The organism is Klebsiella sp. w6, assembly GCF_033100215.1.
Lineage (GTDB): Bacteria > Pseudomonadota > Gammaproteobacteria > Enterobacterales > Enterobacteriaceae > Klebsiella > Klebsiella variicola.
In genome coordinates, this window is the sequence record NZ_CP136907.1 from 3,123,128 (window position 1) to 3,141,944 (window position 18,817).

Sequence of the window (18,817 nt, forward strand, 5' to 3'; positions counted from 1 at the left end):
CATCCAAAATAGAGGCTATCACATGGAATATTTTTATCTGATAAAAGCGACTCAAAAATCGGGTAAAGCTGATGCCGTAATCTGGCGTACCAATAAATCAGAAGCTCGCGCCCTTCTACAGCTGGACGTCGATCTGGAAGACGCTGGGATCGAAACAGGCCGCGGCAAAGACTATCAAAAACCAATTCGTACCGATTTCCCGGTATTCAATGACCTTCCGGCGGAAGGTGTTCTCGATTACTCATGGTGCGAACGCTACCAGCTCGGCGACGATGGTCGCACCTGGGCTCTGAAACCCGGTCAGGCGCCTGCGAATCATCACATCGATGATGCCGGAGCCGTTAGTGGCGAGCTGGTTGATGCCAATACTACTGGCGACGCGGCACAAGGTGAGACCGTGGAAACTTTCGGTAGCGATGAATACCAGGACGATTTGAGCGCGCTTTTTAACGTAGCAGAACTCCCCTTTCGCGCTCAGCTGCTGGCGCAGTACATGGCCGAAGAACGTCACGTTTATCATATCAGCATGCCTCACCGGCAGGAGCTGTCAGTTCTTGAAATGGACACTGATAACGCAGCCGTCCAGGATCTGATTCTGGCCGCCGAGAATGTCCCAGAAATCAAAAAATACGATATGCCGGCGCTCTGGAAATTCACCAGCGCCAATAAAAAAGTCTTCCCGGAAGGGAAACGGCATGAGCTCGGCAAACGTATCCAGTTTGCAAAGCTGTGGTTCGCCACGAACGCGATCGACCGCGGCATTCTCACCAGGGAATGGGCTGCCGGTAACTGCATTTCTTCGGTTTTGAAAACCGATGCAGGTACGAATGCTGGCGGCGGTAATAAAACCGATCGCAACCCTGACTACACCCATACCCTTGATACGCTCGATGTAGAAATAGCCCTGGCCACAATGCCAATGGATTTCGATATCTACAATTTCCCGGCATCAATTCACCGCCGGGCCAAAGAGATCGTCCAGAAGAAAGAAAGTCCGTTCAAGGAATGGTCTGCAGCGCTGCGCAAGGTCGCAGGCATCCTGGATTATTCCCGCGCAGCGATTTTTGCCCTTATTCGTGGCGCCACCAGTGATATTCATCATTTCCCGGTAAGTCTGCAGACCTATATCAATGCAAACCTGACCGAGCATAAGCATGACGCCCCTTCTGCTGAGACGCTTGAAAAAGCTGGTCATGTTTCATCTGCCGCCGTCACTCTGGACGCTGTGAAAAAGGCTATCGATGGAGATGAAGGTGTGCCGGACCTGGAAACTCTCCCAACTGACTTTCAGGTAATTGGCACCGAACTGGTGAAAGATGCGCAAAAGAAACGCCCTGACGCTAATCAGGTTCTGGCCGCCGAACGCGGCGAATATGTCGAAGGTATCAGTGACCCCACGGATCCGAAGTGGATAACCGAAGACCTGACCAAACCCCGATCCCCGGAAATTGCCAGTCTCGGCGGCGGAATGTTTTCAATTGAAGGCCTTATGACTTCACCGGCTACTAATGCCACCGAAGAAGGAACCACCAGCAATGTGCAGATGGAAGCGGATCAGTCAGTCAAAAACGAAATTGATAGTTCGGTATCAACAGGCGAAGGCGCTGATGAGCCTCCTGCGCAAACAATTGCCGTGAACATGAGCAAAATACTGGCTGAACGCTGCCCGGATCTTACCGCCGAAGTGCTGAAAAGCCAGGTTTCCGAGAGTGCTCATAGCGATGAAGAGGAAGATGCTGAACAAGCAGCGCCAGCATGGCCGGAGTATTTCGAGCCTGGTCGATATGAAGGCGTGCCAAATGAGGTCTACCACGCCGCTAACGGTATCAGCTCCACGATGGTTAAAGATGCGCGGGTTTCACTGATGTATTTCGAGGCGCGCCACGTATCCAAAACTATCCAGAAGGTACGCTCCCCTGTTTTGGATATGGGCAATCTGGTGCATGCACTGGCGCTGCAGCCTGATCAGCTGGAAAAAGAATTCAGCATCGAGCCGGAAATCCCGGAAGGCGCTTTCACCACGACTGCGACGATCCGCGCGTTTATCGACGAATACAACAACGGGCTTCCGGTTTTGCTCAGCGCAGATGACATCAAGAGATTCCTGGAGGAATACAACGCGACCCTGCCCGCCCAGGTTCCTTTGGGTACATCAGTTGAAGAAACCGGCCAGGGTTATATGTCTTTGCCTGCTGAGTTCCAGCGCATTGAAGACGGTCAAAAGCAAACCGCTACCGCAATGAAGGCATGCATCAAGGAATACAACGCTACTCTGCCCGCCCAGGTGAAAACCAGCGGCAGCCGCGATGCCTTACTGGAACAGCTGGCGCTTATTAATCCTGACATGGTTGCTCAGGAAGCACAGAAGGCGCAGCCGCTGAAAGTTTCAGGCACTAAGGCGGATCTGGTTCAGGCCGTGAAATCGGTTAAACCGGTTGCCGTATTTGCCGATGAGCTGCTGGATGCATGGCGCGAGAACCCGGAAGGAAAAGTGCTGGTTACCCGTCAGCAGCTGGCTACGGCACTGGCCATTCAGAAAGCACTGTTGAATCACCCGACCGCCGGCAAGTTATTGACGCACCCGAGCCGTGCCGTCGAGGTGAGTTATTTCGGCATTGATGAGGAAACCGGGCTGGAAGTTCGTGTGCGTCCTGACCTTGAGATAGACATGGGCGGCCTGCGCATCGGTGCGGACCTTAAAACCATCAGCATGTGGAACATCAAACAGGAAGGCCTGCGCGCCAAATTGCACAGGGAAATCATCGAGCGCGATTACCACCTGAGCGCGGCTATGTACTGCGAAACCGCAGCCCTTGACCAGTTCTTCTGGATATTCGTCAACAAAGACGAGAACTACCACTGGATCGCCATCATCGAGGCATCCGAAGAACTGCTGGAACTCGGCATGCTGGAATACCGCAAAGCTATGCGCGCCATCGCGAACGGTTTCGACACTGGCGAATGGCCGGCGCCGATTACCGAAGACTACACCGAAGAACTTAACGATTTTGATATGCGCCGTCTCGAAGCTCTGCGCGTACAGGCATAAGGGGGAATAACAATGTCCAATTTAGTCGCAACTACTGAAAACCAGACCCAGAAGATCGACAACGTTTCTATCCTGACGAACGGTGAATTGTTCAACCGCCTGCGCACGCTCTCGGAAGTAATGGCCAATAGTGGAAACTTCGTGCCTGAGCATTATCGCGGGAAACCAGATGCGTGCATGGCTGTAGTGATGCAGGCAGCGCGTTGGGGTATGGATCCGTTTGCAGTGGCACAGAAAACCTTCATCGTGGGTAACTCAGGTGTGCTTGGCTATGAGGCACAACTGGTGAATTCGGTAATTAACACCATGGCTCCAACCAAAGACCGGATCCATTTTGAATGGTTTGGTGCATGGGAAAATATCGTTGGCCGCTTCATTAAAAAAACCAGCGGCAAAGGTAACGACTACATCGCGCCGGGCTGGGATTTGCAAGATGAAGCTGGCGTGGGCGTCCGCGCCTGGGCAACGCTCAAAGGAGAATCAGAACCTCGCGAGCTTGTGCTGATGCTTTCGCAGGCACAAGTCCGCAACTCTACACTGTGGGCGAGCGACCCCCGTCAGCAACTGGCCTATCTCGCCGTTAAACGTTGGGCGCGACTGTACTGCCCGGATGTGATCCTCGGGGTCTATACCGCCGATGAAATTGACGAACGCGAAGAAAGGGTTATCAACCCGGCGCAGACAGAAAAAGTCACGCTGAATGAGATAACACACTCCGTTGGCGATTCCACCAGCACGCAAGAACCTGCATCAAACGTTGACTCTGTTGCTGACGAACTCCGAGACCGGATTGATACAGCTGACTCAGTGGACCAGGCCAAAGCCATTCGTGTAGACATCGAATCACAGAAAGCTCTGCTGGGTACTGCTTTGTATACCGAACTGAAGAGTAAGGCGGTGAAACGCTACTACCTTGTTGATGCGAAGAACAAAGTTGAGGCCGCCATAAATTCACTCCCTAACCCTGGGGATCCGGAAGCCGAAGCGTTATTCGCAAAGGCAGAAAGCACCCTGACCTCATCGCGCCGCCACCTCGGTGATGAACTGTATGACCAGTTCCGCATCACCCTGGACGACATGAAACCGGAATACGTGGGCTAAGGGAGGCGGGAGGGTCCGCCCTCCCGGTAACGATATGACGAAAATTACTGAACGCGGAATGATTTTCAACGGGGAGATGGTGCGCGCCATCCTCGACGGCCGGAAGACGCAGACCCGGCGGATTATGAAACCTCAACCAGGACCATGCCCCCGTGGTGGACATTGGTGGCCAAGCAACGTGTTTAAAACGATGCTTCATGTCGAAGAAGAAATGCAGAACGGCAAAGGCGGCTGGGGTGGGCTTGTTGGAGATGCTTGCCCGTTCGGGGACGTCGGCGACCGCATCTGGGTGCGTGAAACATGGGCAACCCTGGGCAACGAAGACGGCTGCTGTGTCGACTGGGAAGGCAACCTTTGCAAAGGGGATGAGCGCTCAGCTGCGAGGATTTACCGCGCTAGCTGCGAGCAGAGACCAGGTGATTACGGCCTGTGGTCTATTCCTGATGACGCCTACTGGAAACCACATACCAAAGAGCACAAGTTCGAAGGAGCATGGCGCCCGTCAATCCACATGCCGCGCTGGGCCAGCCGCATTCTGCTGGAAATCACCAACGTTCGGGTTGAGCGGCTGAAGAGTATCAGTGACGGCGATGCTGTACGCGAAGGGTGCAGTACCGCCGACATGAAGAGTGGCGACTGTGTAGCTGATGTGTTCGCGCGCCTGTGGGCATCAATCTACGGCTCAGATAGTTGGAAAACCAACCCTTGGGTTTGGGTTATCGAATTCAAGCGCGTTGAAGGCAGTGCAGCATGAGTCTTAAACATCAACTACCTGAGCTGGAAGCCAGCATCGACCCTGCGGCATTGCGCGCGGCCGCCGACGAATATTCGGATCTGCTTCTGACTTTGTGCTTGTGCATGAATATGGCCGGCCCCACCCGGGCGAACGTGCGCGCCTGCGCCACCGAGCTTAAAAAGCGCCTGACAACCTGGCACAGCCATAAAGAGCTCAATGCAATTCTGTCCAATTGGGATCCCGTTGGCTATGTTCTCGGCCTCCGCCGTGAAGCGAACGACAACGCGCGCGCAGCTGGCGATCCGGTCGATGTTTTTGTGTGAGGTGAATATGCGACTGATTAACCGAAGCAAACAATCACCGCTGGGCCGCCAGGCGTGCGATGCGGCACTGGCTAAGCACGTAGAACGTTACGGCGATTACGGACGCAGCCAGATGAAAGAGACGTATACGGTGCAGATTGAAGGAGTAAAGATCTGGGTGGAGGTGGTGAACCGTAAAGCGAGTTACGTGGCCACGGCTATGACCGGCATGCGCCGGTTGAGAGCCCTCCCCGGCCAGGTCGCCTGATAACGAATTATCAATCCACTACGGCGCGCATGCTTATACTCGGCATGTCGCCAGAGAGGTTTATATGGCGCAGATCATTTTTAATGAAGAGTGGATGGTTGAAAAGGCTCTTATGGCACGAACTGGCCTTGGAGCCCGGCAGATTGAAAGTTACCGACAAGGAGCCTGGATAGAAGGCGTTCACTTCAAAAGAGTTTCCCCTTCTGGCGAAAAAACTTTGCGCGGGACTACCTGGTACAACTATCCGGAAATTAATAAATTTATCCGGGATTCGTAAATGGCAACACTACCTACAGGCGTGGAGATTCGTGGTAACAGAATATGCGTCTGGTTTATGTATAAAGGTAAGCGCTGCCGCGAAGTGTTAAAGGGGTGGATTGTAAGCCCCGCAAACATAAAAAAAGCTGGTAATTTAAGAGCGGTAATTACCAGCGAAATAAACATGGGGGAATTTGATTACGGGCGTCGATTCCCCTCATCCAAAAAGGCAGTAGCGATTAACACCACGTTACAGGTGAGCACATTTCATGAACTGTGTGAACTATGGCTTAAAATTAAAGAAACTGAAATCAGCGCCAATACTCTTAAGAAAACAAAATCCCAGGTTGATACAATAATAAAAATCATGAACGGAAACACTATGCTCACTGCTATTGGATATAGTGACGTTCTTAATTGTAGAAACGAATTGCTAACAGGAGAAACCTTCTATTCAAAAAACAAGCGTAAAAATAAAAAAGGCAGAACAGTTTCGACTGTCAACAATTATGTTTCTTTACTGTGCTCTATTCTTAATTTTGCGTACATGTCGGGTTTTATCCAACATAAACCATTTGAGAGCGTAAAAAGCCTGCGAAAAACAAGGGTTAAGCCTGACCCACTTACAAGAGAGGAATTTGCAGCCCTCATGGCAAGCGAACGAGGCCAAAGCCAGAACATGTGGAAATTCGCCGTCTATTCTGGTGTGCGGCATGGTGAGCTGGCGGCTCTGGCATGGGAAGATGTCGATCTGGATAAGGGCGTGATACACGTTCGCCGGAATCTGACAGCAAACGGCATGTTCGGCCCACCAAAAACAGCAGCAGGAAACCGGACGATACAATTGCTCGGCCCTGCCCTGGACGCGCTGAAAGCGCAGCATGAACTGACAGCTGGACATCCGGTATCCACTATCACGTTTCACCACAGGGAATACGGCTCAAGCGAGGAACAGAATTTGCGATTTGTTTTCATGCCGCGGAGACGGAAAGGCGAGCAAAAACCCTGCTACTCGCACAGCAGCATAGGCAGTAGATGGGAAGCTGCAGTAAAACGCGCTGGCATTCGCCGCAGGAATCCGTACCATACGCGGCATACTTTTGCCTGCTGGCTCCTGACGGCTGGCGCAAACCCGTCTTTTATAGCCAATCAAATGGGGCATGAAAACGCGCAAATGGTGTACGACGTTTATAGTACATGGATAGAAGAAATGAACGGCGACCAGGTTTCTATGTTGAATTCCCGGCTTGGGCTTTAACACGTTTTGCCCCCTATATGCCCCTTTTAGATTTTGAGAATGTTAATAATGCAAGAAAATCAAGAACTTACAAAGAAAGAGAAATACAACATCGATAAGCTGCAGAAACGTCTGCGCCGCAACGTCGGTGAGGCGATTGCCGACTTCAATATGATTGAAGAGGGCGACCGCATTATGGTTTGTCTTTCTGGCGGCAAGGACAGCTATACCATGCTGGAGATCCTGCGTAATCTGCAGAAAAGCGCGCCCATCTCCTTCTCGCTGGTGGCGGTGAACCTCGATCAGAAACAGCCTGGGTTCCCGGAGCATATTCTGCCGGCGTATCTTGAGCAGCTGGGCGTGGAATACAAGATTGTCGAAGAGAATACCTACGGCATCGTCAAAGAGAAGATCCCGGAAGGGAAAACCACCTGCTCGCTGTGCTCTCGCCTGCGTCGCGGTATCCTCTACCGTACCGCCACCGAGCTCGGGGCGACCAAGATCGCCCTCGGCCATCATCGCGATGACATCCTGCAGACGCTGTTCCTGAATATGTTCTACGGCGGCAAAATGAAAGGGATGCCGCCGAAGCTAATGAGCGACGACGGCAAACACATCGTCATCCGCCCGCTGGCGTACTGCCGCGAAAAGGACATCGAGCGCTTCTCCCAGGCCAAAGGCTTCCCGATTATTCCGTGCAACCTGTGCGGTTCGCAGCCAAATCTGCAGCGTCAGGTGATCGCCGATATGCTCCGCGACTGGGATAAGCGTTATCCTGGGCGCATTGAAACCATGTTCAGCGCGATGCAGAACGTGGTGCCTTCACATCTGAGCGATGTCAATCTGTTTGACTTTAAAGGTATCACCCACGGCTCCGAGGTGGTGGACGGTGGCGATCTGGCGTTTGACCGGGAAGAGATTCCCCTGCAGCCTGCCGGCTGGCAGCCGGAAGAAGAAGACGCCCGTCTCGATGAACTGCGTCTGAACGTGGTGGAAGTGAAGTAACCATCACGCGTCTCAGGCAGCCGCCTGAGACGCACTAACCTGCCCTTACTTCAGCAGTCGAACGCGGCAGGCTTTGCCCTTAATCTTGCCATTTTGTAACTGCTTATACGCCTTCTGCGCCATATTCTGGCGGATCGCCACATAGACATGAGCCGGATGGACGGTAATTTTGCCGATATCGGCACCGTCAAAACCCATATCCCCGGTCAGGGCTCCCAGCACATCTCCCGGGCGCATTTTCGCCTTTTTACCGCCGTCAATACACAGCGTGGCCATCTCCGCCGTCAGCGGTGCGATGGTGTTGCCCGTCGGCGCCGGCAGCCAGTTCAGGGAGAGCTGCAGCATGTCGGCCAGGATCGTGGCGCGCTGCGCCTCTTCCGGCGCACAGAAGCTGATGGCCAGCCCTTGTTCGCCGGCGCGGGCGGTACGGCCGATGCGGTGAACATGCACCTCCGGATCCCAGGCCAGCTCGAAGTTCACCACCAGCGCGAGGGATTTGATGTCGAGGCCGCGGGCGGCGACGTCGGTCGCCACCAGAACCCGGACGCTGCCGTTGGCGAAGCGCACCAGCGTCTGATCGCGGTCGCGCTGCTCGAGATCACCATGCAGCGACAAGGCGCTCTGCCCGGCGGCGTTGAGCGCATCGCAGACCGCCTGGCAATCGCGTTTGGTGTTGCAGAACACCACACAGGATGCGGGCTGATGCTGGCTGAGCAGGCGTTGCAGCAGGGCAATCTTACCGTGGCGGGAAACTTCAAAGAACTGCTGCTCAATCGCCGGGAGCGCATCGACAGTGTCGATCTCAATTGTCTGCGGATTGCGCTGCACCCGGCCACTGATCGCCGCGATTGCCGCCGGCCAGGTGGCGGAAAACAGCAGGGTCTGCCGGTCAGCCGGCGCGAAGCGGATCACCTCGTCGATGGCGTCGCTGAAGCCCATATCGAGCATGCGGTCCGCTTCATCCATCACCAGGGTCTGCAACGCGTCAAGGGAGACCGTCCCCTTCTGCAGATGATCGAGCAGACGGCCCGGGGTGGCGACGATGATATGCGGGGCGTGCTGGAGTGAATCTCGCTGGGCGCCAAAGGGCTGCCCGCCGCAGAGCATCAGAATCTTGATGTTCGGCAGGCAGCGCGCCAGGCGACGCAGCTCACCGGCAACCTGATCGGCCAGCTCGCGGGTCGGACACAGGACCAGCGACTGGGTTTCAAAGCGCGCCGGATCGATATGCTGCAGCAGACCCAGCCCGAATGCGGCCGTTTTTCCGCTGCCGGTTTTTGCCTGCACGCGCACATCTTTCCCCGCAAGGATCGCCGGCAGGGCGGCGGCCTGAACCGGGGTCATCGACAGATAACCCAGCTCATTAAGGTTGGCTAATTGGGCGGCAGGTAAAACAGTCAGGGTAGAAAAAGCGGTCACAATGTATTCTCGTATTAAAGGACGGACAATCTGCAGGCGCGTATCCTCGCAGATCTCCGCGCCTGATGCGACAATTTAATCGGCTCTTCGTCAGGCGGCGGATCGGGCTGCGGCTGCGGACGCGGTCGTGGGTCGGGTAAAGGAGCCGGATCGTTCGGCTCGGGTGAGATGGGGATAGACTGGGCTGTCAGCCCTGAAGCGTAATGCATAGAGGCCTCCCGGAGAGTAATACGGGCGTACCCGCAGGCTTAACGGCCTGAAGACCGTCGGGTGTCTTAGTAAGCGTAGAAGCTGGTCCGGAGAGCGCAAAAAAAAAGCCGACTCAACAAAGTCGGCGTCGTACGAATCAATTGTGCTATGCAGTAATTCAAAAAAGGAAGTAAGACAATATGGAGCGCAACGCCCATCGCTTGACGTTGCATTCACCTGCGAGAGAGATATTGCCCTGAATGGGTAGGTGGTTTATTGATTTCGCTCAAACATTGCCGGGTTTTCCCGGCAATGCGGCCGCTAAAAGGCGATTCTTTACAACCATTTACTGCGATGTAACCACCACGCAACACCACCGATGACAACAACTAACATCAGGCAGAAGAGGCTAAACCCCAGATGCCAGCTGTTTCCCGGGATCCCGCCAAGGTTGACGCCGAACAGGCCGGTTAAAAAGGTGCTGGGCAGAAACACCATCGCCATCAACGACATCGTGTAGGTCCGCCGCGCCAGCGACTCCTGCATAATCTGGGCGATCTCGTCGCTCATGATCGCCGTCCGGGCGATACAGCTGTCGATCTCATCCAGACCGCGCCCCAGCCGCTCAGCGATATCCTGCATCCGCCGCCGCTGATCGTCACTCATCCACAGCAGCCGCTCGCTGGCCAGTCGGGCGTAAACGTCGCGCTGCGGCGCCATATAGCGGCGCATCACAATCAGTTGCTTACGCAGCAGCGCGAGAAAACCGCGCGGTGGCACCTGTTGGTCAAGCAGGTCATCTTCCAGGTCGATAATGCGGTCGTGCAGCTGTTCGATAAACTCGCTGGCATGATCGGTCAGCGCATCGCAGACTTCCACCAGCCAGCTGCCGCCGTCCGTCGGGCCATTGCCCTCCTTCAGGTCACCCAGCACATCGTCCAGCGCCAGCACCTTGCGCTGACGGGTGGAGACGATCAGCCGCTCGTCCATATACAGACGCATCGCCACCAGCTGGTCGGGACGCTCATCGGTACTGCCGTTAATGCAGCGCAGGGTGATCAGCGCCCCGTCGCCGATCCGCGTCACCCGTGGCCGGGTGCTCTCCCCCGCCAGGGCGTCACGCACGTTGTTGGGCAGCAACGGGGTGGCCGCCAGCCAGTCGGCGCTGTCGCTGTGGGTATAATTCAGATGCAGCCAGCAGGGCTTGTCTTTGTCGATAATATCGTTATCGGTGAGCGGCTTCACGCCCCCCTGCCCGTCGAGCACCCACGCGAAGATCGCGTCCGGTATTTGCAACTCCGAGCCTTTAATCGCGTCCACTCAACCTCCGTTAATCCATACCTGTCACATTGCGCGCACTCTCTATAAGGTACGCGAAAGCGCGCTTTTTCGCTTTTTATTGCCCGGTAAGTAGGGCTAATAGCTTCATTAAAAAGCGCTTTCGCCCCGGGTCGCGCTGCACTCCTCATTTAACGTTAAAGCGTAGTGAAATCAAGTTCTTCCCGTTTTGCCGATCTCACTGCGTTTTTTTGCGGTTTATTTTGTCACTCATTGCTGTATTATGCTGTTTATTGCGTTAATTTGCGGAGTCGCTTGCCATGCATAAGCTCGCCAGACAAAAACACATCCTCGACAGGCTGAGTGAAAACGGCCAGCTAAGCATCAGCGAACTGGTCGAAGGGCTCCAGGTCTCCGCCGATACCATTCGCCGGGATCTGAGCGAACTGGAAAAACAGGGTGTCCTGCAGAAAAGCCACGGCGGCGCCATCGCTCTTAACGTCCCGGCGATGACGCGCCAGGGTCGAAACGCCCTGCTCCCCCAGACCAAGCAGCGCCTGGGTCAGCAGGTCGCCGCGCGCATCCCCCTCGGCTCGACGCTGTTTCTCGACGCCGGAAGTACGGTGCTGGCGGTCGCCGCTCAGCTTAAAGGGCCGATGACCGTGATCACGCCTTCGCTGGATATCGCCCAGCTGTTTAGCGACCGTACCGATATCCAGCTGATCCTGCTTGGCGGCCAGTGGGACAGTGAACAGCGGCTGTTCGCCGGCAGCGCTACGCTGTCGCTGGTCGCCCGCTACCGGGCCGACATCGCCATTCTCGGCGCCTGCGCGCTTCATGCCGGCCTGGGGCTGAGCGCCAGCCAGGAGGCCGATGCTGACGTGAAGCGCGCCATGCTGGCCGCCAGCGCAGAGCACTGGCTGGTGGCAGACCATACCAAAGTCAACCATTGCGAGCCGTGGCTGGTGGCCGGGCTCAGCGATATTCACCATCTTTTTCTTGATCGTCCCTGGGCTGAGCTGGGGGATGACCCCGCCCTCTCTGTACACATTGCTGACGCTTAACCGCGTGGAGAACCTGATGAGTAACAACACAATAAATATCGCCCTGATTGGCTATGGCTTCGTCGGTAAGACCTTCCACGCGCCGCTTATCCGTTCAGTGCCGGGTCTGAATCTGGCGTTCGTCGCCTCGCGCGATGAAGAGAAAGTCAAACGCGACCTGCCGGATGTCACGGTCATCGCTTCCCCGGAGGCAGCGGTTCAGCATCCGGATGTCGATCTGGTGGTCATCGCCTCCCCCAACGCCACCCACGCGCCGCTGGCCCGCCTGGCGCTGAACGCCGGCAAGCATGTGGTGGTGGACAAACCTTTTACCCTCGATATGCAGGAAGCCCGGGAGCTGATCGCCCTGGCTGAGGAGAAACAGCGCCTGCTCTCGGTCTTCCATAACCGCCGCTGGGACAGCGACTACCTGGGGATCCGTCAGGTCATTGAGCAGGGCGCCATTGGCACGGTGAAACACTTCGAGTCGCATTTTGACCGCTTCCGTCCGGAAGTTCGCGTCCGCTGGCGTGAGCAGAACGTCCCGGGCAGTGGTTTATGGTTCGATCTGGGGCCCCACCTGATCGACCAGGCGCTGCAGCTGTTTGGTTTGCCGCAGTCGGTACAAGGCAATATCGCCACCCTGCGCGACGGCGCGGAGATCAACGACTGGGCGCATGTGGTATTAAACTACCCGGCGCATAAAGCGATCCTGCACTGCAGCATGCTGGTCGCGGGCGGCTCCTCGCGCTTCACCGTGCACGGCGATAAAGGCAGCGTTGTCAAACCGCGGGCCGACCAGCAGGAGAGCCAGTTGCTGGCGGGCGTGGCGCCGGGAAGCGCCGGCTGGGGCGAGGATAACGATGCGCTGGTTGTCTATGACGCCTCGCTGCAGACCCACTCTCAGGCCACTCCGCAGGGCGATCAGCGCCAGTACTATATGCAGATCCGCGACGCGCTGAAGGGTCAGATCGCCAATCCGGTGCCGCCGGTTGAAGCGCTGGCGGTAATGGCCGTTCTGGAAGCGGCGGTGCGCGCTGCAGAAAGCGGCATGGTGCAGACCCTGGACCTGACCGACGACGAGCGCAACGCGCTGCGCTAATCCTGCCTGCTCTCCGGTTATCTGCGCATCCCGCAGGTAACCGGTTCCTCCGATCCATTTCAGAAAAAATCACTACTCGTCCGCAATCTAACCCTCCTTTATCCTGCTTTATAGCGCAAAGCACCGCTGGAAATTTCAGCCAATTGGGAGGAGGATAGAGAGCAGTTCGATCGTGATGAGAAAAGGGTTGCTGACGCTGTGGACGCCGCGACCGTATTAATGGACAGGAGAAGCTCATGTACTACACGTTAGGAGATACCACTCTCCATTTTTATCGCTATCAGTGCAAATTTTACGTCGCCCACTGGGACGGGGGTAACGTGATGGACGAAAAATTTAAACCGTTTATCGAACAGATCACTGAGAAGACCGGGCTGGATGCGAAACGCGTCGAGACCGCTGCGCGCGATTATTTTACCAACGTGGATTAACATGCAACCTGGTGCTGTAGGGCGTGGGTGCAGGCTGGCGCGATGAACGCGCATGCTAACCCACGCTTTCGCCGCCAGGTGTTTCTCTCCTGGCGGCTTCCCTTCCCCGTCGGCCTTAAACCGTGGACAGTTTGGCCAGAATGGCGGCGAAGGCATCATTGACGTCATCACCGGCGAGCAGTTTTTTACGCAACGTGAAGCTTCTGCCGCTGGAACGGATCCGTAGCCGAACTTTCGCATCATTATTCCCGCGCTCAGCCAGCACAACGTCACCTAACGGAATAACGTAGGTATCGGCATAGAGCCCCGGTGTAAATATCATCGACTCGCCGCTCACGCCAATCACCACCCGATTCTGCAGACGATAGCCATTGCACAGCGCAACAATGCCGGCGGCAATGAATACCCCGCCAATACCCATGCCAATCATTAAGATAATAATGCCGGCGATGAGCGCCAGCGCCCCCTGCGGATAAAAACCGGATGCATTAAAGGTTAATAGCTGGTGATTATCGTCGCGGCCCATCGTCCCGGTTGTTGACCGCCACGGGGTAAAACCGGCGTTAATCCGCGTTTGAAAGCTGAACATACAGCCAACCAGAAAGATCATGCTGGCGGGCACCATCACGATACCGCCAATAAACGCCAGCACGATGGCCAGATAAGGATAGCGGCCCGACAACATAATACTGACGGCCTGAACCACCACGGCGATAAACAGAGCGAGCACCAGCCAGGACCACATGCTGTCCGCCCGATGATGAAAGTTCAGCTGTCCTTCATCGAGTAATAAATTTCGCGCGACAAAACAGATAATAATATTGACGAACAGGCCTATCCAGACCAGTTTATGAACATGCTTCATCCCATACTCCATTATGTATTTTACTATTCCATTCGGTGGCATTATAAAATAAACCTGAATGCCGTCGGGATATTACCAAAGCGCCACGCAAGATCAATAAAAAGCATGTTCATGTCATCTATTCCCAGATTAACATGTCCGGTTATCATTTATAGGAATTATAAAATCCACTAGAAGTATTGACGTTATTTTCACGATGAGAATATCACCCTGCCGCCCGGCAGGGTGTTGGCGATTAACCTTCTTTCATCGCCACCAGCGCCGGGGCGCTTTTCTTCCGCAGCAGATAGCCTGCGGCGAGGATCAGCAGCCATACCGGGATCAGGCAGACGGAGATGCGGATGTCGGGAGTCAGATACATCACCACGAGGATCCCGGCGAGAAACAGCAGGCACAGCCAGTTAGTCAGGGGATAGCCGAGGCTTTGGAAGGCCGTTACCTTCCCGGCCCGCTGCATAGCGCGACGAAACTTGAGATGGGTGATGCAGATCATCGCCCAGTTAATCACCAGGGCCGCCACCACCAGCGCCATCAGCAGGCCAAACGCTTTACCAGGCATCACATAGTTAATCACCACGCAAAGCGCCGTGGCGACGGCAGATACCGCCAGCGCGGTCAACGGGATCCCCCGGCGGTTAACCCGCAGCAGCGCCCGCGGAGCATTGCCCTGCTGAGCCAGGCCGAACAGCATCCGGCTGTTGCAGTACACACAGCTGTTGTAGACCGACAGCGCGGCGGTGAGCACCACCAGATTGAGAGCGTTGGCCACAATATTGCTGTCAATGGCATGAAAGATCAGCACAAAGGGGCTACCCCCCTCCACGACGTTACGCCAGGGATAGAGTGACAGCAGGACCGCCAGCGAACCCACATAAAACAGCAGAATACGGTAGATCACCTGGTTGGTGGCTTTGGGAATGGTTTTATGCGGTTCGTCGGCTTCCGCCGCGGTGATCCCCACCAGCTCAAGGCCGCCGAAGGAGAACATGATTACCGCCATCGCCATTACTAAGCCCTTGATACCGTTAGGGAAAAATCCCCCGTCCTGCCACAGGTTGGCCACCGTCGCCGCCGGGCCGCCGTGGCCGCTAAATAACAGATAGCTGCCAAAGGCGATCATGCTGATGATGGCGGCCACTTTGACAATCGAGAACCAAAACTCCAGCTCGCCATACACTTTGACATTCGTCAGGTTGATGGCGTTGATCGCCACGAAGAAGATCGCCGCCGACAGCCAGGCGGGTACTTCCGGCCACCAGTACTGAATATAGATCCCCACCGCCGTCAGCTCCGCCATGCTCACCAGCACATACAACACCCAGTAATTCCAGCCGGACATAAACCCGGCGAAAGGCCCCCAGTAGCGGTTGGCGAAATGGCTGAACGACCCCGCCACCGGCTCCTCTACCACCATCTCGCCAAGTTGTCGCATGATGAAGAAGGCGATCGCTCCGGCGATGGCGTAGCCCAGCAGGACCGAGGGGCCTGCCATACGGATCGTCTGCGCGATACCTAAAAACAGTCCGGTGCCGACCGCGCCCCCGAGGGCGATCAACTGGATGTGGCGGTTTTTTAACCCACGTTTTAACTGATGCTCTTGCTGCGTTGTCATCTCTGACCTGCCCCTGTCTGTAAAAAAGTCACCTTCGGCGATAGCAACTTTCAGGCCAGGGCGCAGCATCCCGCCATAAGAGCAAGAGCAATATATTGAATTTTATTAAAATATTATTTATCCGTCTGCTCTGGGGCGTGAGTCATGCGCCGCCAGGCCAAACATAACGCGCAATAAACCGCCTGAAATCGCACATATCATGAGAAAAATAGCCTCCTCATGCATAAAGCTGACCCGTTTTGGTGCGCCGGCGTCGCCGCCCTGTCGTCAGACTTCACGGCGGGCAAAAAGCTGTTAGGCTGTTAACCACTCTGACGTTCCACTAGTGGCCACCATGTACAACATCGACGACTATGATTTGAAAATTCTCACCCTGCTGCAGGCCAATGGCCGTTTGACCAATCAGGAACTGAGCGATCTCATCGGCCTGTCCGCCTCCCAGTGTTCACGGCGCCGCATCGCCCTTGAACAGGCGCAGCTTATCCTCGGCTATCATGCGCGGCTGGCGCCGGATGCTGCCGGGCAGGAAATGCTGGGCCTGATAGAAGTGCGCTTGCTGAATCACACCCCACAATGCGTGGAGAGCTTTCACCAGATGCTCAGTGAAGTGGACGCCATCCTGGACGCCTGGAAAACCACCGGCGACGCCGATTATCTGCTGCGGGTGACGGTCCCGGACCTGCCCGGTCTGAGCCATTTGATCAGCCATATTCTGGCGCAAAACAAAGGGGTCGCCCACCTGAAAACCGCGGTGATACTCAACCGCCTTAAAGAGAATGGCCAGCTGATGCCGGGCCCGGATCCGCTGCGCTGAATCAGGGCATGATGCCCTGCGCTGGTGCAAACGCAGGGTTAGTCAATGCATCACAGCGTGATAATTTGCACGGTTTGCGCAATGTAATGCAGAAAATCGCATGAGTCGTGCAATTTTCTCTTTTTGGCATAACAATACGTTAGGCTGAATAGCGCCTGTTTTTTCCGCAAACGATCGCCCGGCCCCCTCCTCTGGTGCGATTTTTGCAAACAAGGACTTATCCTTGTTAACGAAAAGATAGTGCTTATTTATGGATAATATCCTTTCCCCCGAAAAACTGACCCACACCTGGCTGGAGGATACCCTGGCGCTGCTGTTCGGCACGCTGATGATCTCCTTTGGCATTATTTTATTTCGCCAGGCCGGCGCCCTGACCGGCGGAACGGCAGGTATGGCCTTTCTGATCCACTATGCCACCCACCTGCCGTTTGGCGTGGTCTTCTTCGTCATTAACCTGCCTTTCTATTGGCTCTCCGTCCGGCGGATGGGCGCCGCCTTCACGCTGAAAACCTTCTGCGCGGTCGGACTGGTGTCCCTGTTCTCTGACCTGCACGGTTACTTTATCCATGTCGATCGCCTGAACCCCTATTACGCCACTCTCTTCGGCAACATCATGGTCGGCATTGGCTTTGTGGTGCTGTTTCGCCATAAAGCGAGCCTCGGCGGCGTTAATATTCTGGCCCTCTATCTGCAGGACAAAAGCGGCATCCGCGCCGGTAAATTCCAGATGGTGGTTGACGCCTGCATCGTCACCGCCTCGCTGTGGGTAGTAAGCCTGCCGATGCTGCTGGTCTCTATCCTCGGCGCCGTGATTTTGAATTCGATTATCGCCATGAACCACCGTCCCGGACGCTACGCGGTGTAATGGCTTCACCTTTGACGGTCATTTCAGGAGTAACCACTGTGTTTCAGAACGTTGACGCCTATGCGGGCGATCCTATCCTGTCGCTGATGGAAGCCTTTCAACAGGATCCCCGGGCAGACAAAGTTAACCTCAGCATCGGGCTGTACTATAACGAGCAGGCCATTATTCCCCAGCTGGAGGCGGTCCGTCAGGCCGCTGACCGGCTGCAGAGTCAGCAGCAAAAGGCCAGCCTTTATCTGCCGATGGAGGGGCTGGCGCCCTATCGCCGTGCGGTCCAGACCCTGCTGTTTGGCGACAATCATCCGGCGTTGCGTGCCGGACGCATCGCCACCATCCAGACGCTGGGGGGCTCCGGCGCGCTGAAGGTGGGCGCTGATTTCCTCAAGCGCTACTTCCCCGACTCCGCGGTCTGGGTCAGCGATCCAACCTGGGAGAACCACGTTGCCATCTTTGCCGGCGCCGGCTTTGAGGTACATACCTATCCCTGGTTCGACAGCGCCACCCGCGGGGTGAATTTCCCCGCTATGCTCGCCTCCCTCCAGCAACTGCCGCCGCGCAGCATTGTGCTGCTTCACCCTTGCTGCCATAACCCGACGGGGGCCGATCTCACCCGCGAGCAGTGGGATCGCGTGATTGAGGTGCTGATCGGCAGGGAGCTGATCCCATTCCTTGATATCGCCTACCAGGGCTTCGGCCGCGGACTGGACGAGGATGCCTATGCCATTCGCGCCATCGCCAGCGCCGGGCTGACGGCGCTGGTCAGCAACTCGTTTTCCAAGATATTTTCGCTGTATGGCGAGCGCGTTGGCGGCCTGTCAGTGGTCTGCGACAATGCCGATATCGCCGGGCGCGTGCTGGGCCAGCTGAAAGCCACCGTGCGGCGCAACTACTCCAGCCCGCCGGGGTTTGGCGCCCAGGTGGTATCGCAGGTGCTCAACGCTCCCGCGCTGAACGCCTTGTGGCAGGAAGAAGTGGAAGCCATGCGCACCCGCATCAGCGCCATGCGCGTCGCGCTGGTGACGGCCCTGCAGGCCGCCCAGCCGGAGGGTGATTTTTCCTATCTGCTGACCCAGCGCGGCATGTTCAGTTATACCGGCTTTAGCACCCGGCAGGTGGACATCCTGCGTGAAGAGTACGGCATTTACCTGATCGCCAGCGGTCGGGTCTGCGTGGCCGGGCTCAACCACGGGAATATTGCGCGAGTCGCCCATGCCTTTGCCGCGGTCTCCACGCGCTAAGCCGC

19 protein-coding genes are annotated in these 18,817 nt (G+C 56.0%); 14 read left to right on the forward strand and 5 right to left on the reverse strand.

Features of this window, described 5'->3' with window-relative positions; translation table 11 throughout:
• Nucleotides 1-22 precede the first annotated feature (22 nt).
• From R0140_RS15485 to ttcA, 8 genes are all read left to right on the forward strand, one after another.
• Nucleotides 23-3,049 carry a RecE family exodeoxyribonuclease gene (locus R0140_RS15485; protein ID WP_317703844.1) on the forward strand — a complete coding sequence of 1,009 codons (3,027 nt, stop codon included), beginning with the start codon at nt 23-25 and terminating at the stop codon, nt 3,047-3,049.
• A gap of 12 nt (nt 3,050-3,061) precedes the next feature.
• Nucleotides 3,062-4,150, forward strand: coding sequence for a RecT family recombinase (locus R0140_RS15490; RefSeq protein WP_317703845.1), 1,089 nt, complete (start codon nt 3,062-3,064; stop codon nt 4,148-4,150).
• A gap of 34 nt (nt 4,151-4,184) precedes the next feature.
• Entirely contained in the window at nt 4,185-4,904 is a 720-nt protein-coding gene (locus R0140_RS15495; RefSeq protein ID WP_317703846.1) for a hypothetical protein, read from the forward strand.
• Nucleotides 4,901-5,209: a DUF7740 domain-containing protein gene (locus tag R0140_RS15500; RefSeq protein ID WP_317703847.1), complete on the forward strand. Its 309-nt coding sequence runs from the start codon at nt 4,901-4,903 to the stop codon at nt 5,207-5,209. The genes R0140_RS15495 and R0140_RS15500 overlap by 4 nt, the downstream gene beginning before the upstream one ends.
• A gap of 7 nt (nt 5,210-5,216) precedes the next feature.
• Nucleotides 5,217-5,456: a DUF4060 family protein gene (locus R0140_RS15505; protein WP_317703848.1), complete on the forward strand. Its 240-nt coding sequence runs from the start codon at nt 5,217-5,219 to the stop codon at nt 5,454-5,456.
• 64 nt (nt 5,457-5,520) lie between these two features.
• Nucleotides 5,521-5,733, forward strand: a complete 213-nt coding sequence (gene xisR / locus R0140_RS15510) for an excisionase family protein (RefSeq protein ID WP_004179593.1) — start codon at nt 5,521-5,523, stop codon at nt 5,731-5,733.
• Complete coding sequence (locus R0140_RS15515; RefSeq protein ID WP_064142432.1) at nt 5,734-6,972, forward strand: tyrosine-type recombinase/integrase; 1,239 nt, start codon at nt 5,734-5,736, stop codon at nt 6,970-6,972.
• A gap of 48 nt (nt 6,973-7,020) precedes the next feature.
• Nucleotides 7,021-7,956: a tRNA 2-thiocytidine(32) synthetase TtcA gene (ttcA, locus tag R0140_RS15520; RefSeq protein ID WP_004203988.1), complete on the forward strand. Its 936-nt coding sequence runs from the start codon at nt 7,021-7,023 to the stop codon at nt 7,954-7,956.
• Between the two features lie 45 nt (nt 7,957-8,001).
• On the opposite strand, the gene dbpA is transcribed toward ttcA, so the two are convergent.
• From dbpA to zntB, 3 genes are all read right to left on the reverse strand, one after another.
• Nucleotides 8,002-9,375, reverse strand: coding sequence for an ATP-dependent RNA helicase DbpA (dbpA, locus tag R0140_RS15525; protein WP_008805151.1), 1,374 nt, complete (start codon nt 9,373-9,375; stop codon nt 8,002-8,004).
• Between the two features lie 14 nt (nt 9,376-9,389).
• The gene (locus R0140_RS15530) at nt 9,390-9,566 is read right to left on the reverse strand and encodes a proline-rich small protein YnaL (RefSeq protein ID WP_369707647.1); all 177 of its coding nucleotides are present in this window, start codon (nt 9,564-9,566) and stop codon (nt 9,390-9,392) included.
• Between the two features lie 334 nt (nt 9,567-9,900).
• On the reverse strand, nt 9,901-10,884 hold the full coding sequence (zntB, locus tag R0140_RS15535; RefSeq protein WP_032735417.1) for a zinc transporter ZntB: 984 nt from the start codon (nt 10,882-10,884) through the stop codon (nt 9,901-9,903).
• A gap of 278 nt (nt 10,885-11,162) precedes the next feature.
• Between zntB and R0140_RS15540 the strand changes: the two genes are divergently transcribed.
• From R0140_RS15540 to R0140_RS15550, 3 genes are all read left to right on the forward strand, one after another.
• On the forward strand, nt 11,163-11,906 hold the full coding sequence (locus R0140_RS15540; protein ID WP_012541956.1) for a DeoR/GlpR family DNA-binding transcription regulator: 744 nt from the start codon (nt 11,163-11,165) through the stop codon (nt 11,904-11,906).
• Entirely contained in the window at nt 11,869-12,987 is a 1,119-nt protein-coding gene (locus R0140_RS15545) for an oxidoreductase (protein WP_046878927.1), read from the forward strand. The genes R0140_RS15540 and R0140_RS15545 overlap by 38 nt, the downstream gene beginning before the upstream one ends.
• 236 nt (nt 12,988-13,223) lie before the next feature.
• Nucleotides 13,224-13,418, forward strand: coding sequence for a hypothetical protein (locus R0140_RS15550; protein ID WP_008805155.1), 195 nt, complete (start codon nt 13,224-13,226; stop codon nt 13,416-13,418).
• Nucleotides 13,419-13,533: 115 nt separating this feature from the next.
• On the opposite strand, the gene R0140_RS15555 is transcribed toward R0140_RS15550, so the two are convergent.
• Nucleotides 13,534-14,283: a hypothetical protein gene (locus tag R0140_RS15555; protein ID WP_032754194.1), complete on the reverse strand. Its 750-nt coding sequence runs from the start codon at nt 14,281-14,283 to the stop codon at nt 13,534-13,536.
• A gap of 235 nt (nt 14,284-14,518) precedes the next feature.
• Complete coding sequence (locus R0140_RS15560; RefSeq protein WP_063106125.1) at nt 14,519-15,895, reverse strand: amino acid permease; 1,377 nt, start codon at nt 15,893-15,895, stop codon at nt 14,519-14,521.
• Between the two features lie 334 nt (nt 15,896-16,229).
• Here R0140_RS15560 and R0140_RS15565 point away from each other — a divergent pair, with 334 nt between their 5' ends.
• From R0140_RS15565 to R0140_RS15575, 3 genes are all read left to right on the forward strand, one after another.
• Nucleotides 16,230-16,709, forward strand: coding sequence for an Lrp/AsnC family transcriptional regulator (locus R0140_RS15565; RefSeq protein WP_008805158.1), 480 nt, complete (start codon nt 16,230-16,232; stop codon nt 16,707-16,709).
• 250 nt (nt 16,710-16,959) lie between these two features.
• Nucleotides 16,960-17,574: a YitT family protein gene (locus tag R0140_RS15570; RefSeq protein WP_002902402.1), complete on the forward strand. Its 615-nt coding sequence runs from the start codon at nt 16,960-16,962 to the stop codon at nt 17,572-17,574.
• Between the two features lie 38 nt (nt 17,575-17,612).
• On the forward strand, nt 17,613-18,812 hold the full coding sequence (locus R0140_RS15575) for an amino acid aminotransferase (protein WP_032754191.1): 1,200 nt from the start codon (nt 17,613-17,615) through the stop codon (nt 18,810-18,812).
• Nucleotides 18,813-18,817 lie beyond the last annotated feature (5 nt).

What these genes read in the sequence shown, in the direction of transcription:
- R0140_RS15540 (WP_012541956.1), top strand. Translation starts at nt 11,163, where the DNA reads ATGCATAAGCTCGCCAGACAAAAACACATCCTCGACAGGCTGAGTGAA.
- R0140_RS15565 (WP_008805158.1), top strand. Translation starts at nt 16,230, where the DNA reads ATGTACAACATCGACGACTATGATTTGAAAATTCTCACCCTGCTGCAG.
- R0140_RS15555 (WP_032754194.1), bottom strand. Translation starts at nt 14,283, where the DNA reads ATGAAGCATGTTCATAAACTGGTCTGGATAGGCCTGTTCGTCAATATT.
- R0140_RS15500 (WP_317703847.1), top strand. Translation starts at nt 4,901, where the DNA reads ATGAGTCTTAAACATCAACTACCTGAGCTGGAAGCCAGCATCGACCCT.
- R0140_RS15560 (WP_063106125.1), bottom strand. Translation starts at nt 15,895, where the DNA reads ATGACAACGCAGCAAGAGCATCAGTTAAAACGTGGGTTAAAAAACCGC.
- xisR (WP_004179593.1), top strand. Translation starts at nt 5,521, where the DNA reads ATGGCGCAGATCATTTTTAATGAAGAGTGGATGGTTGAAAAGGCTCTT.
- R0140_RS15515 (WP_064142432.1), top strand. Translation starts at nt 5,734, where the DNA reads ATGGCAACACTACCTACAGGCGTGGAGATTCGTGGTAACAGAATATGC.
- R0140_RS15495 (WP_317703846.1), top strand. Translation starts at nt 4,185, where the DNA reads ATGACGAAAATTACTGAACGCGGAATGATTTTCAACGGGGAGATGGTG.
- R0140_RS15505 (WP_317703848.1), top strand. Translation starts at nt 5,217, where the DNA reads ATGCGACTGATTAACCGAAGCAAACAATCACCGCTGGGCCGCCAGGCG.
- R0140_RS15485 (WP_317703844.1), top strand. Translation starts at nt 23, where the DNA reads ATGGAATATTTTTATCTGATAAAAGCGACTCAAAAATCGGGTAAAGCT.
- R0140_RS15545 (WP_046878927.1), top strand. Translation starts at nt 11,869, where the DNA reads ATGACCCCGCCCTCTCTGTACACATTGCTGACGCTTAACCGCGTGGAG.
- R0140_RS15550 (WP_008805155.1), top strand. Translation starts at nt 13,224, where the DNA reads ATGTACTACACGTTAGGAGATACCACTCTCCATTTTTATCGCTATCAG.
- ttcA (WP_004203988.1), top strand. Translation starts at nt 7,021, where the DNA reads ATGCAAGAAAATCAAGAACTTACAAAGAAAGAGAAATACAACATCGAT.
- R0140_RS15570 (WP_002902402.1), top strand. Translation starts at nt 16,960, where the DNA reads ATGGATAATATCCTTTCCCCCGAAAAACTGACCCACACCTGGCTGGAG.
- R0140_RS15490 (WP_317703845.1), top strand. Translation starts at nt 3,062, where the DNA reads ATGTCCAATTTAGTCGCAACTACTGAAAACCAGACCCAGAAGATCGAC.